Annotated in this window: 8 protein-coding genes; 7 read left to right on the forward strand and 1 reads right to left on the reverse strand. The window is 68.6% G+C overall.

The features are described from left to right. Positions 1-114 precede the first annotated feature (114 nt). On the forward strand, positions 115-1,191 hold the full coding sequence (gene mraY / locus F4554_RS24425; RefSeq protein WP_179789734.1) for a phospho-N-acetylmuramoyl-pentapeptide-transferase: 1,077 nt from the start codon (positions 115-117) through the stop codon (positions 1,189-1,191). A gap of 48 nt (positions 1,192-1,239) precedes the next feature. Here mraY and F4554_RS24430 read toward each other — a convergent pair whose 3' ends face one another. Beyond that, positions 1,240-2,475, reverse strand: coding sequence for a glycoside hydrolase family 76 protein (locus F4554_RS24430; protein WP_179789735.1), 1,236 nt, complete (start codon positions 2,473-2,475; stop codon positions 1,240-1,242). A 251-nt stretch (positions 2,476-2,726) separates the two neighbouring features. Between F4554_RS24430 and F4554_RS24435 the strand changes: the two genes are divergently transcribed. The 6 genes from F4554_RS24435 (at position 2,727) to F4554_RS24460 (ending at position 13,091) form a co-directional block, all read left to right on the forward strand. Continuing rightward, positions 2,727-3,680: an ABC transporter ATP-binding protein gene (locus F4554_RS24435; protein ID WP_179789736.1), complete on the forward strand. Its 954-nt coding sequence runs from the start codon at positions 2,727-2,729 to the stop codon at positions 3,678-3,680. Continuing rightward, positions 3,677-5,035: an ABC transporter permease gene (locus F4554_RS24440; RefSeq protein ID WP_179789737.1), complete on the forward strand. Its 1,359-nt coding sequence runs from the start codon at positions 3,677-3,679 to the stop codon at positions 5,033-5,035. Before F4554_RS24435 ends, F4554_RS24440 begins: the two co-directional genes overlap by 4 nt. A 4-nt stretch (positions 5,036-5,039) precedes the next feature. After that, positions 5,040-7,790: an alkaline phosphatase family protein gene (locus F4554_RS24445; protein WP_179789738.1), complete on the forward strand. Its 2,751-nt coding sequence runs from the start codon at positions 5,040-5,042 to the stop codon at positions 7,788-7,790. Positions 7,791-7,994: 204 nt separating this feature from the next. Continuing rightward, positions 7,995-8,975 (forward strand): ABC transporter ATP-binding protein, encoded by a 981-nt coding sequence (locus F4554_RS24450; RefSeq protein WP_179789739.1) that lies wholly within the window; start codon positions 7,995-7,997, stop codon positions 8,973-8,975. After that, complete coding sequence (locus tag F4554_RS24455; protein WP_179789740.1) at positions 8,972-10,336, forward strand: ABC transporter permease; 1,365 nt, start codon at positions 8,972-8,974, stop codon at positions 10,334-10,336. Before F4554_RS24450 ends, F4554_RS24455 begins: the two co-directional genes overlap by 4 nt. 130 nt (positions 10,337-10,466) lie before the next feature. After that, positions 10,467-13,091 (forward strand): alkaline phosphatase family protein, encoded by a 2,625-nt coding sequence (locus F4554_RS24460; protein ID WP_238341394.1) that lies wholly within the window; start codon positions 10,467-10,469, stop codon positions 13,089-13,091. Positions 13,092-13,182: the final 91 nt, after the last annotated feature.

Consider the following 13,182-nt stretch of genomic DNA (forward strand, 5'->3'; position numbering starts at 1 on the left):
GCAGGGGTACCGCGTCGTCAAGGGCAGCCGGTGATCCACGGCCGACCGCGGCCGTGGCGGACGGGACCGCCCCGTTACCGTTCCCGTTACTGTCCCCTCCCCCACGGCGGTGTCATGAAGGCGATCATGCTCGGCGGCGCGCTCTCGCTCGTCCTGTCCCTGGCGTTGACTCCGGCGGTGGCCAGATTCTTCCTGCGAAAAGGCCTCGGCCAGCCGATCCACGACGACATGCCGATGCACCAGGTCAAGCAGGGCACCCCGACGATGGGCGGCTCCGCCGTCATCGCCGCCGCTGCCATCGGCTATCTGGTCGCGCACCTCCTCGCCGGCGCCGGGCCGTCGGCGTCCGGCGTACTCGTCCTGTTCCTGCTGGTCGGTCTCGGTGTGGTCGGCTTTCTCGACGACTTCCTCAAGATCACCAGGGAACGGAACCTCGGCCTGCGCGGGCGCACGAAGCTGATCGGCCAGACCCTCGTCGCCGTCGTGTTCGCCGTCCTCGCCGTCCGGCTGCCCGATGCCGACGGGCTCACCCCGGCGTCGACGTTCGTCTCGTTCATGCGCGACCTGCCCGGCCTGCAACTCGGAGCGGTGGTGTTCGTGGTCTGGGCGCTGTTCATGGTGTCGGCCACCTCGAACGGCGTGAACCTCATCGACGGGATGGACGGGCTCTCCGCGGGCACCTGCACGCTCGTCTTCGCCGGCTACACGATCATCTGCGTCTGGCAGTTCAAGCAGTCCTGCGCCACGGCCGTCCTGCCCGGCTGCTATCACGTACGCGACCCGTACGACCTCGCCATTCTCGCGGTCTCACTGGCCGCCGCCTGTGCCGGATTCCTGTGGTGGAACGCCAACCCGGCCCGGATCTTCATCGGCGACACGGGTGCCCTCGGGCTCGGCGGTGCCATCGCCGGGTTGGCCATCACGACCCGGACCGAACTGCTCCTCGTCGTCATCGGCGGGCTGTACGTCGCGGCGAACGCCTCGGTGATCCTGCAGCGCGGCTACTTCAAGCTGACCAGGCGACTCACCGGCACCCCGCGCCGGATCTTTCTGAACTCGCCCATCCAGCACCACTTCGCGCTCAAGGGCTGGCCCGAGATCACCATCGTGATCCGCTTCTGGATCATCGGCGGCATCCTCGTCGCAACCGGCGTCGGCATGTTCTACGCCGAATGGCTCACCCACTCATGAGCCGTCTCGGCGTAGGCGAGTTCCGGGGTGTGGACAAGGCCGGGTGGCTCAGGCGGCGAACCGGTAGTGGCCCCGATCCCAGGCGAGCAACGCGAACGTCTGGATCACCGCGGACTGTTCGAGCGTCTCCGGCCGGTACGACGGGTCGTAGGGGCCTCCTCCGGAGGGCGGGAAGCGGAACAGCCCGAGGGCGGGGTCGCGGTTGTGCTGCCAGGTGTGTTCGGCGTACGCCTCGACGACCGCCCGGTATCGCGGGTCGTGCCGGGCGGAGTCGAGCAGCATGAGGTTCTTGAAGAAGATCGCGTTGAACACCGCGGGCTGGTCGTAGTAGCGGTTGCCGTCGGTCCAGTAGTCCAGCGCGGCGGCCGCGTCGGCCCGTGCCTTCGCGAGATAGCCGGGGTCACCGGTGGCGCGGTGAAGCAGTACGCCGGCACCTATCATCGCCCCGGAGTTGTAGATCCACAGCGTCGGGTTCACCGTGCCGTCGAGGCTGATGTCGTTCTGGTACAGGCCTTCGGCGGACCGCAGGCAGGTGCGGTTCCAATCGTAGAGGCGTTTCGCCCAGTCCAGGTAGGACTTCTCGCCGGTCAACTCGTACAGATGGGCGGCCAGCTCGGCGGTGAGCCCGGTGACGTTCGCGGCCCGGATGGACGTCCAGGTCGCGTCCACCCAGAACATCCCGCCAGGACACGCGTGTGAGGTGTCGGTGTCCCAACCCCTGGTGAGGACGTCGAAGACCTGCTCGGCTCGGTGTCGATCCGCTACTCGGTGCTCGACCAGATACCGCCGTACGAACTCCAGGCCGACGATCGCGTTGTCGTCGTAGAAAAGGTCACCGCCACTGCCCAGCGGAGGCACCACGTAGGACGCGTACCCGGGCGGGTCGTGGGCGGGGTTCAGGTACGCGCTCAGGCCCGCGAAGCGGTCGCGGACGTCGGCCCGGAACCGCCTGCCCGCGCCGGGGACGAGCGACAGGTCGATGGTCGCCGCCGTCGCCTCGCGCATCGGCCACAGATAGGAGTACGCGTTGTCGGCCGGGTCGCGCGGATACTTCTCCAGGTACAGATGGTGCTGCTCCGCGCCGAGGTAGAGATGGCGCTGCAGAGCGGCGTATGAGGTGAACGCGCGCTCGGCCCAGGTCGCCCGGTCGGTGTTTTCCCGCGGCGAGGATGGCGCGGCCGGCTGAGCGGCCGAACCGGACGGGCACAACACACCGACCAGCAGCAGACCGGCGAGAACGACCACACCGACCCGGCGAATCCCTTTGCTGACGTGGCAGAGCATTCGACGCCGGCCCTTCGCTGAAGAGTGCGAGACATGTGACGGGACATGTGACGAGACGCGAGTGCTCGGCTCAGCCTGCAGCCTCCGGCGGCCCGCGTCGACACGATTGGCCGTACTCGGCCCACCGGACCAGGAATGCCGGAGCGTGACGATCGACAGACGGGCTGCGTTTGCCGAACGTTCCACTGCGCGCCCCGACGAGGCAATCCAAGATCATTACGTTCCCCTTGCTAACCAATGAGGGGACCGACATGAACAGCTCTTCCGCGGTCAGAGCTCGGGGGGTCACGAAGTCGTTCGGCGACGTGGTCGCGCTCGACGGTGTGGACCTGGACGTGCCGCTCGGTCAGGTGCACGGCCTGGTCGGGCCGAACGGTGCCGGAAAGACCACTCTGCTCGGCTTGTTGCTGGGGCTGGCGGCCGCTGATGCCGGCCGCCTGGAGATTCTGGGTACGCCGGTCGGGGACACGCTGGCCGTGCCGGACGGTGTCGCGGGCTTCGTCGACGGACCGGGGCTCTATCCCTCCCTCACCGCACGGCAGAACCTCTCCGCGCTGGCCTCACTTCGCGGGTACGACACCGGGCGCGGGGCCGGTGTCGGCGACGCGCTGGAACAGGTCGGGCTCACCGACGTGGCCGACGACCGGGTGGGCGGCTTCTCCCTGGGCATGCGGCAACGGCTCGGCCTCGCCGCCGCGCTACTCACCCACCCGCGGTTGCTGGTACTGGACGAGCCGGCGAACGGGCTCGACCCGGCCGGCAAGCACCAGGTGCACCGCGTCCTCGCCGACCTGGCCGCCGACGGCACCGCCGTCGTCGTCTCCAGCCACCGGATGGACGACCTCGCCGTGCTGTGTTCGGAGGTCACCCTTGTCAGCGCCGGCCGGGTCGTCTTCTCCGGACCGGTGGCCAAACTCGCCGCCGAAACCGGCGAGCTCGACTACCGCCTGGTCACCTCCGACCTCCGCGCCGCGCGCCGAGTCGCCCTGCACACACCGGGACTCAGCGTCCCGTCCGGTCACGGCGACGGCGAACGACCGAATGCCGCCGACGCGCTCGTCGTCCGCGGACCAGTAGCCGCCCTCGACGACCTCGTGGTCCGGCTAGTCCGCGCCGGCATCGCCGTACGGGAGCTCGGCCCTGTCCTGCCACCACTCGAAGCCGCCTTCCTGGCGCTGACCGGCACCGAGGAGGCGATCCGATGACCGCGACGATCGCGTCGCCCCGAACCACCGAGGCCCGGCCTGCTCGTTTGGTGCGCGGCTACCGGTTCGAGCTGACGAAGCTGCTGTCCCAGTGGAGAGTTCGCGTACTCCTGTTGGCCTGCTGGATCGCACCGGCGATCTTCGTCGCCGCCGTCAGCCGGCAGAGCGCACTCCCGGCCGACACCGTCTTCGGTCGCTGGATGCACACCACCGGCTGGGCCGGGTCACTCGTCCTCCTGGCATTCTCCTGCACCTGGGCGCTCCCGTTGCTCACCGCGCTGGTCGCCGGTGACGTGTTCGCCGCGGAGGACCGGCTGGGCACCTGGCGGCACCTACTGGTCGCCGTCCGCTCCCCCGCCCGGATCTTCGTCGCCAAAGCCCTTGCCAGCTTGACGGTTCTGCTGTTGCTGGCCGCCGGGCTCGCCGCGTCCGGCATCGCGGGCGGGCTGCTTGCCGTCGGCAACCATCCCTTGGTCGGCTTGGACGGCCACACCCTGAACCCAGGCGACGCGGCCGCGACCGTACTGCTGGCATGGGTGTGCGTACTCGTCCCGATGCTGGCGTTCGCGGCCGTCGGGCTGCTCGGCTCGGTCGCGCTGGGCCGCTCCCCCATGGGACTGCTGATGCCCGCCCTCCTGGCGTTCGGCCTGCAACTCGCCCAGCTGCTCCCACTGCCCGAAGCCGTCCGGCTGTCCCTGCCCAGCCAGGCGTTCCTGGCCTGGCGCGGACTGTTCACCAGCCCCGCACAGACCGGCCCACTCCTCATCGGCCTGGCCGTCAGCGTCGCCTGGGCAGCAGCCGCCACCGCTCTGGCGTACCGGCTGTTCCTGCGCCGCGACTTCACCGACCTTGCCTACGACGGGTCCGGACGGAGGGTCCTCGGTGGTGGCGTACTCCCGTTGGCAGGGCTGGTCGCACTCACCGTCGCGCTGATCGCCGCGACGACACCAGCCGGCGGAACGGGCATCGAACGCACCAAGCTGCAGGACTCCCTCGCCACCGCGTACGCCCACCTCTACCGGCTCCAGACCGCGCAGCTGCACCGGCCCGACGTCACCGAAGCGCAGCTGCGGGCAACCGCCGCCTGCGACAAGGGCGGCGACCGCGTGGCCGACGAGGGCCCGGGCAACGACTGGCGATGCGTCATCACCTGGCACCTGCCCGGCGCACAGGCCGCGGGCACCGCCATCTACCAGCTCGACGTCGCCGCCGACGGGCGGTACGTCGCGGACGGGGACGGACCGAAGGAAGTCAACGGCTTCTTCCAGGTACGCACCCCGACCGGGGATGCACCCAATCCCCTGTGGCAGTTCGACGGGAACGTCGACCTGCTGTCCACCACTTCGGAGGGATAAGTCAATGCACGTAAGGCGCCAACGCCGGCAGGGCAAGGGGATCCGCTCCGGATCCTCGGGCCGACGCGCCGGCAACCGGATCCGCGTCATCGCGGCCGGCGCCGCCACTCTCGCCGTCGCCGGCGGGGGCATGGCCTACGCCTCGACCGAGGCGTTCGGCACCCAGCAGGTGGGACAGAACACCGACAAGGGTCTGGTGGTCTCCGCCGACCAGTACATCAAGCCGATCGGCACCCGGCTTGTCATCAACAACGGCAAGATCATGTCGTCCTCGGTCAGCCCGGACCGTACGCACCTGGCGGCCTCGATCACCGACGGCGGGATGGCGCTGGCCATCGTGGACCTGAAGGATTACAAGGTCCAGCAGCTCGTCGGCAAGAACGCGGCGGCGAACCTTCAGATCAGTGGGAACGACATCGGCCAGGAAGGTCCGACGTACTCCCCGGACGGCAAGCAGCTGTGGCTGGGGCAGGCGAACGGCTACCGGAAATTCACCGTGAACGCCGACGGCACGCTGTCGGACCCGACGTTCGTCACGATCCCGGCGGACGGGCCCAAGCAGGCGCTGGTCGGCGAGGCGGCGTTCTCCGCCGATGGCAAGACCGTCTACTCCGCCGTCAACGGCCAGAACCGCGTGGTGGCCATCGACGCCGCGACCGGCGAGATCACCCACAGCTGGACAGTGGGTATCGCCCCGCGCGACCTCGCCATGGTCGGCGGCAAGCTCTATGTCAGCAACGAGGGCGGCCGGCACGCGAAGCCGGGCGAGACCACGATCAACTCCTACAACACCGACGTGCCGGCCGACCCGGAGACCGGGTCCAGCACCACGGGCACGGTCAGCGTCATCGACCTCGCGAACCCGAGCGCCGACGTGAAAAGCATCGACGTCGGTCTGCACCCGACGGCGTTGTACGCCAAGAAGGGCGCACTGTTCGTCACGAACACCGCGACCAACGACGTCTCGGTCATCGACACCGCCAAGGATCAGGTCGTCCAGACGATCGCCACGCAGCCCTGGCCGGAGGCCAAGGTGGGTTACGAGCCGGACGCCGTGACGCTCACCGACGACGGGCACCTGCTGGTGACGCTCGGCCGGGCGAACGCGGTCGCGGTCTACCGCTACACCAACCCGCTGGAGCCGGTCAGCTACGTCGGCCTGCTTCCGACGGACTACTTCCCCTCCGAGATCACCACCGTCGGCAACGACGTAGTGGTCTCCAACACCCGCGGCATCGACGCCAGGCGGCCGAACAACCCGGCCGGGCACGGCACCCACGACACGACGTCGAGCCTGCAGAAGTTCACGCTGCCGAGCGACAAGGTCATCAAGGCCCAGACGCAGAAGGTCTTCACGCAGAACGGCTGGACTCCGAACTCGGTGCTGACGGCCAAGAGCACCAACGTGCGCCCGGTGGCGGTGCCGCAGCGGCTCGGCGAACCCTCGACGATCAAGCACGTGTTCCTGATCGTCAAGGAGAATCGCACCTACGACCAGGTGTTCGGCGACGATCCGCGCGGCAACGGCGACGCAACACTTGCGCAGTACGGCCTCAACGTGACGCCGAACCAGCACGCGATGGCCAGGCAGTTCGGGCTGTACGACAACACCTACGACGTCGGCACGAACTCCGCCGAGGGCCACAACTGGCTGATGCAGGCCGACAACCCCGAGTACACCGAGTCCTCCGCCGGTGAGTACACCCGCAGCTACGACACCGAGAACGACGTGCTCGGCCACCAGCGGACCGGCTTCATCTGGTCCGGCGCGCAGGCGGTCGGCAGGTCGGTCAAGGACTACGGCGAGTTCCAGTCGTTCGAGCAGAAGCCGGCCGGGGCCACCTGGCAGGACTACTACTGCGACTACAAGAACATGGCCGCGACCGGGCAGGACACGAAGTACCCCATCAAGGTGGGTTCGGCGATCCCGTCGCTGAACAAGGTGTCGGTGCAGGGCTTCCCGATGTTCGACACCAGCGTCCCGGACATCTACAAGACCGAGATCTGGAAGCGGGACTTCGAGAAGAACGGCCCCGCCAACCTGAACATGTTCTGGCTGTCCAACGACCACACCGGCGGCCCGCCCAACGGCGCTGCCCAGGTCGCGGACAACGACCTCGCGACCGGCCGGATCGTCGACGAGATCTCCCACAGCAAGTACTGGAAGGACTCCGCGATCTTCGTGGTCGAGGACGACTCCCAGGCCGGCATCGACCACGTTGACGGCCACCGCGCCCCGATCCAGGTCATCAGCCCCTGGGCCAAGCACGGCACTGTCGACAGCCACTACTACACGCAGATCACGATGATCCGCACCATCGAGCAGATCCTCGGGATCCACCCGATGAACCAGAAGGACAGCGCGGCCACCCCGATGGCGGCGGCGTTCAACGACACACCCGACAACACGCCGTTCAACGCCGTGCCGAACCGCACCTCGCTGACCCTGGGCCTGAAGACCATGCCCGCGTGTGGCGCGGACACTCCCGCGGCGGCGAACCGGAGCTTCGCGGCCCCGCCGACGGCGAAGGTGCCGGCGGCCAGCAAGGACGTCGCGTCGAAGTGGGAGGCCTGGAAGGCCAAGCAGCGCTTCACCGGAAGCCAGGCCAGGGCCGACTCCGCTCCGCCGGAGCTGATGAACCGCTTCTCGTGGTACGAGGCGCACGACTGGGCCAAGCCCTACCCGGGTGACAAGAAGATCCTCACCCCGGACCAGGTGCCCGGAGGCGCCATCCCGTCGGCGGACAACGACTGAGTTTCCGTACGACACAACTTCACACCAGGACGGCCCGCCGGACTCTCCGGCGGGCCGTTCTGCCGTTCAGGACGTCCTGCTCAGCAACGCGGTGTGACCGGTCAGTCATCCGCTGTTTGGCCAAATTGGACTTATCGCTCCATTGCAGACGACCAAGATCGTTAACATCCTTCTCCTAGCTAACTGTTGAGGGGAGAAACCGACATGGACAGCACCCCCGCAGTCAGGGCTCGCGGGGTCGCGAAGTCCTTCGGGGAAGTAGTCGCCCTCGACGGCGTCGACCTCGACGTTCCGGTCGGTCAGGTGCACGGTCTGGTCGGGCCGAACGGCGCCGGAAAGACGACGCTGCTCGGTCTGCTGTTGGGCCTGGCGGTGGCCGACGCAGGACGGCTGGAGATCCTGGGCACGCCGGTCGGCCGAACCCTCGCCGTGCCGGAGGGCGTCGCGGGCTTCGTCGACGGACCGGGGCTCTATCCCTCCCTCACCGCGCGACAGAACCTCTCCGCGTTGGCCTCACTTCGCGGGTACGACACCAAGAACACCGCGGGCGTCGACGCCGCACTGGAACAGGTAGGACTCACCGACGTGGCCGACGACCGGGTCGGCGGCTTCTCGCTCGGCATGCGCCAGCGGCTCGGCCTGGCCGCGGCGCTGCTCACCACACCGCGGCTGCTGGTGCTCGACGAACCCGCCAACGGGCTGGATCCCGCGGGCAAACGCCAGGTGCACCGCGTCATCAGCGGTCTCGCCGCGAACGGCACCGCGGTCGTCGTCTCCAGCCACCGGATGGACGACCTCGCCGTGCTGTGTTCGGAGGTCACCATCCTCGCCACCGGCCGGGTGGTCTTCTCCGGTCCGGTGAACAAGCTGGCCGCCGAGAGCGGCGAACTCGACTACCGCCTGGTCACCTCGGATCCCCGTGCCGCAAGGCGGGTGGCCCTGCACACACCAGGGCTCGGCGTCCCACCCGCCAACGACGCCCCCGAACGACGGGACGCCGCCGACGCACTCGTGGTCCGCGGGCCGGTGCCCGCCCTCGACGACCTGGTGGTCCGGCTGGTGGGTGCCGGCATCGCGGTACGTGAGCTGGGACCGGTGGTGCCGCCGCTGGAGGCCGCCTTCCTCGCCCTGACCGGAGATGACGCGACATCGGAGCCGGTGCCGACCCAGGAGACCCTGCGATGAGCGCGACCACCACGACCGCCGCACCATCGCGGCCCGAGGCCCGACCGGCTCCGATGGTGCGCGGCTACCGCTTCGAGCTGGTCAAACTCCTGTCCCAGTGGCGAATCCGCGTACTGCTGCTCGCCTGCTGGATCGCCCCCGCCGTCTTCGTCGCCGTGGTGAGCCAGCAGAGCGCTCTGCCGGCCGACACGGTCTTCGGCCGCTGGATGCACGCGACCGGCTGGGCGGGTTCACTGGTGGTGCTCGCCTTCTCCTGTACGTGGGCGCTTCCGTTGCTGACCGCGCTGGTCGCCGGCGACGTCTTCGCCGCGGAGGACCGGCTGGGCACCTGGCGGCACCTCCTCGTCGCCGTCCGCTCCCCCGCCCGGATCTTCGCCACGAAAGCGCTTGCCAGCCTCACCGTCCTGCTGCTGTCAGCAGCCGGGCTGGCCGCATCGGGCATCGCGGGTGGACTGCTGGCGGTCGGCAACCATCCCCTCGTGGGCCTCGACGGTCACAGCCTGAACCCGGCGTCCGCGGCCGGCACCGTGCTCCTGGCGTGGGTCTGCGTACTGGCGCCGATGCTGGCGTTCGCGGCGGTCGGGTTGCTCGGCTCGGTCGCGCTGGGCCGGTCACCGATGGGCCTGCTGATGCCCGCGCTGCTCGCGTTCGTGCTCCAGCTCGCCCAGCTGCTGCCGCTGCCCGTGAGCGTTCGGCTGGCCCTTCCCAGCCAGGCGTTCCTCGCCTGGCGCGGACTGTTCACCAGCCCCGCACAGACCGGCCCACTGCTCATCGGGCTCGTGGTCAGCCTGGCGTGGGCGGTCGCCGCCACCGCTCTGGCGTACCGGCTGTTCCTGCGCCGCGACTTCACCGACCTTGCCTACGACGGATCGGGGCGAAGGGTCCTCATGGCCGGCGTAGTGCCGCTGGCCGGGCTGGTCGCACTGACCGTCGCCGTCCTCGCGGCCACGACACCCGCGGCCGGGACGGGCATCGTACGCACCAAGCTGCAGGACTCACTGGCCACGGCGTACGCCCATCTGTACCGACTGCAGACCGCGGAACTTCACCGGCCCGACGTCACCGAAGCGCAGCTGCGGGCCACCGCATCCTGCGACAAGGCCGGTGACCGCGTCGCCGACGAGGGACCCGGCAACGACTGGCGGTGCGTCGTCACCTGGCACCTGCCCGGCGCCACCGCGGTGGGCACCGCCATCTACCAGCTCGACGTCGCCGCCGACGGGCGGTACGTCGCGGACGGGGACGGACCGAAGGAAGTCAACGGCTTCTTCCAGGTTCGCACCCCGGCCGGGGATGCACCCAATCCCCTATGGCAGCTCGACGGGAACGTCGACCTGCTCGCCACCAATCCGGAGGGATGATTCAATGCACGTGAGGCGCCAACGCCGGCATGGCTTGGGGGTCCGTTCCGGACCTTCGGGCCGACGCGCCGGCAACCGGGTCCGCGTCATCGCGGCCGGCGCTGCCACCCTCGCGATCGCCAGCGGGGGTATGGCATACGCCTCGACCGAGGCGTTCGGCAACCTACAGGTCGGCCAGACCGCCGACAAGGGCATGGTGGTCTCCGCGGACCAGTTCATCAAACCGATCGGCACGCGTCTTGTCATCAACAATGGCAAGATCATGTCGTCCTCGGTCAGCCCTGACGGCACCCACCTCGCGGCGTCCCTCGCCGACGGCGGGATGGCGCTGGGCATCGTGGACCTGAAGACGTCCAAGATTCAGCAGCTCGTCGGCAAGAACGCGGCGGCGAACCTTCAGATCAGCGGCAACGACGTCGGCCAGGAAGGCCCGACGTACTCCCCCGACGGCAAGCAGCTGTGGCTGGGCCAAGCCGACGGCTACCGCAGGTTCACCGTGAACGCCGACGGCTCGCTCGCCGATCCGACGTTCGTCTCGATCCCGGCGGACGGGCCCAAGCGCGCGCTGGCGAGCGGGGCGGTGTTCTCAGCCGACGGAAAGACCGTCTACGCCGCCGTCAACGGCCAGAACCGCGTCGTGGCCATCGACGCGGCCTCCGGGGCCATCCAGCACAGCTGGGCGGTGGGCATCGCCCCGCGGGACCTGGCCATGGTCGGGAACAAGCTCTACGTGAGCAACGAGGGCGGCCGGACGGCCAAGCCGGGTGAGACCACGATCAACTCCTACAACACCGACGTGCCGGCCGACCCGGACACCGGTTCCTCCACCACCGGCACGGTCAGCGTCATCAACCTGGCCGACACGAGTGCCGACCCGACCAGCATCGACGTCGGCCTGCACCCGACCGCTCTGTACGCCAAGAACGGTGCGTTGTTCGTCACCAACACCGCGACCAACGACGTCTCGGTCATCAACACCGCCGTGGACAAGGTCGTCCAGACGATTGCCACCCAGCCCTGGCCGGAGGCCGAGGTGGGTTACGAGCCGGACGCGGTGACGCTCACCGACGACGGCCACCTGCTGGTGACGCTCGGCCGGGCGAACGCGGTCGCGGTCTACCGCTACACCAACCCGCTGGAGCCGGTCAGCTACGTCGGCCTGCTTCCGACGGACTACTTCCCCTCCGAGATCACCACCGTCGGCAACGACGTAGTGGTCTCCAACACCCGCGGTATAGACGCCCGCCGGCCGAACAACCCCGCCGGGTACGGCACCCACGACACCACGTCGAGCCTGACGCGGTTCACGCTGCCGAGCGACAAGGTCGTCAAGGCCCAGACGCAGAAGGTCTTCACGCAGAACGGCTGGACACCCAACTCGGTGGCGAAGAGCACCAACCCGAACGTGCGGCCGGTAGCGGTGCCGAACCGGCTCGGCGACCCCTCGACGATCAAGCACGTGTTCCTGATCGTGAAGGAGAACCGCACCTACGACCAGGTGTTCGGTGACGACGCGCGAGGCAACGGCGACGCGTCGCTGGCGCAGTACGGCCTGAACGTGACGCCGAACCTGCACGCGATGGCCAGGCAGTTCGGGCTGTACGACAACACCTACGACGTCGGCACGAACTCCGCCGAGGGTCACAACTGGCTGATGCAGGCCGACAACCCGGAGTACTCCGAGTCCATGGGCGGTGAGTACATCCGCACCTACGACACCGAGAACGACGTGCTCGGCCACCAGCGGACCGGCTTCATCTGGTCCGGTGCGCAGGCGGTCGGGAAGTCGGTCAAGGACTACGGCGAGTTCCAGTCGTTCGAGCAGAAGCCGGCAGGCGCCAACTGGCAGGCCTACTACTGCGACTACAAGAACATGGCCGCGACCGGGCAGGACACGAAGTACCCCATCCAGGTGGGCTCGGCGATCCCGTCGCTGAACAAGGTCTCGGTGCAGGGCTTCCCGATGTTCGATCTCAACGTACCCGACATCTACAAGACCGAGATCTGGAAGCGGGACTTCGAGAAGAACGGCCCGGCCAACCTGAACATGTTCTGGCTGTCCAACGACCACACCGGTGGCCCGGTGAACGCATCCGCCGGGGTCGCCGACAACGACCTCGCGACCGGCCGGATCGTCGACGAGATCTCCCACAGCAAGTACTGGAAGGAGTCCGCGATCTTCGTGCTCGAGGACGACTCCCAGAACGGCATCGACCACGTTGACGGGCACCGTGCCCCGATCCAGGTCATCAGCCCCTGGGCCAAGCACGGCACCGTGGACAGCCACTACTACACGCAGATCATGGCGATCCGCACCATCGAGCAGATCCTCGGGATCCACCCGATGAACCAGAAGGACAGCGCGGCCACGCCGATGGCGGCCGCGTTCAACGACACACCCGACAACACACCGTTCAACGCGGTGCCGAACCGCACCTCGCTGACTCTGGGCCTGAAGACCATGCCGGAGTGCGGCCCGGACGTTCCCGGGGCGGACAACGAGAACTACACGCCTCCGCCCTCGGGCAAGGTGCCGGCGGGCCAGAAGGACACCGCGTCGAAGTGGCAGGCGTGGAAGGCCAAGCAGCACTTCAACGGACCGCTTGCCAAGGCCGACTCCGCTCCGCCCGAGCAGATGAGCCGCTTCTCGTGGTACGAGGCGCACGATTGGGCCAAGGTCTACCCGGGTGACAAGAAGATCCTCACCCCGGACCAGGTGCCTGGCGGAGCCATCCCGTCGGCGGACAACGACTGATCCACTCGCGCACAGCACACCTCCCACAAAGGACGGCCCGCCGGGATCCCCGGCGGGCCGTCCGTCGTTTCGGAGGCTGTCCGCCGTCGGC

The organism is Actinopolymorpha rutila, assembly GCF_013407855.1.
GTDB classification, from domain to species: domain Bacteria; phylum Actinomycetota; class Actinomycetes; order Propionibacteriales; family Actinopolymorphaceae; genus Actinopolymorpha; species Actinopolymorpha rutila.

What these genes read in the sequence shown, in the direction of transcription:
- F4554_RS24460 (WP_238341394.1), top strand. Translation starts at nt 10,467, where the DNA reads ATGGCATACGCCTCGACCGAGGCGTTCGGCAACCTACAGGTCGGCCAG.
- F4554_RS24445 (WP_179789738.1), top strand. Translation starts at nt 5,040, where the DNA reads ATGCACGTAAGGCGCCAACGCCGGCAGGGCAAGGGGATCCGCTCCGGA.
- F4554_RS24435 (WP_179789736.1), top strand. Translation starts at nt 2,727, where the DNA reads ATGAACAGCTCTTCCGCGGTCAGAGCTCGGGGGGTCACGAAGTCGTTC.
- F4554_RS24440 (WP_179789737.1), top strand. Translation starts at nt 3,677, where the DNA reads ATGACCGCGACGATCGCGTCGCCCCGAACCACCGAGGCCCGGCCTGCT.
- F4554_RS24455 (WP_179789740.1), top strand. Translation starts at nt 8,972, where the DNA reads ATGAGCGCGACCACCACGACCGCCGCACCATCGCGGCCCGAGGCCCGA.
- mraY (WP_179789734.1), top strand. Translation starts at nt 115, where the DNA reads ATGAAGGCGATCATGCTCGGCGGCGCGCTCTCGCTCGTCCTGTCCCTG.
- F4554_RS24430 (WP_179789735.1), bottom strand. Translation starts at nt 2,475, where the DNA reads ATGCTCTGCCACGTCAGCAAAGGGATTCGCCGGGTCGGTGTGGTCGTT.
- F4554_RS24450 (WP_179789739.1), top strand. Translation starts at nt 7,995, where the DNA reads ATGGACAGCACCCCCGCAGTCAGGGCTCGCGGGGTCGCGAAGTCCTTC.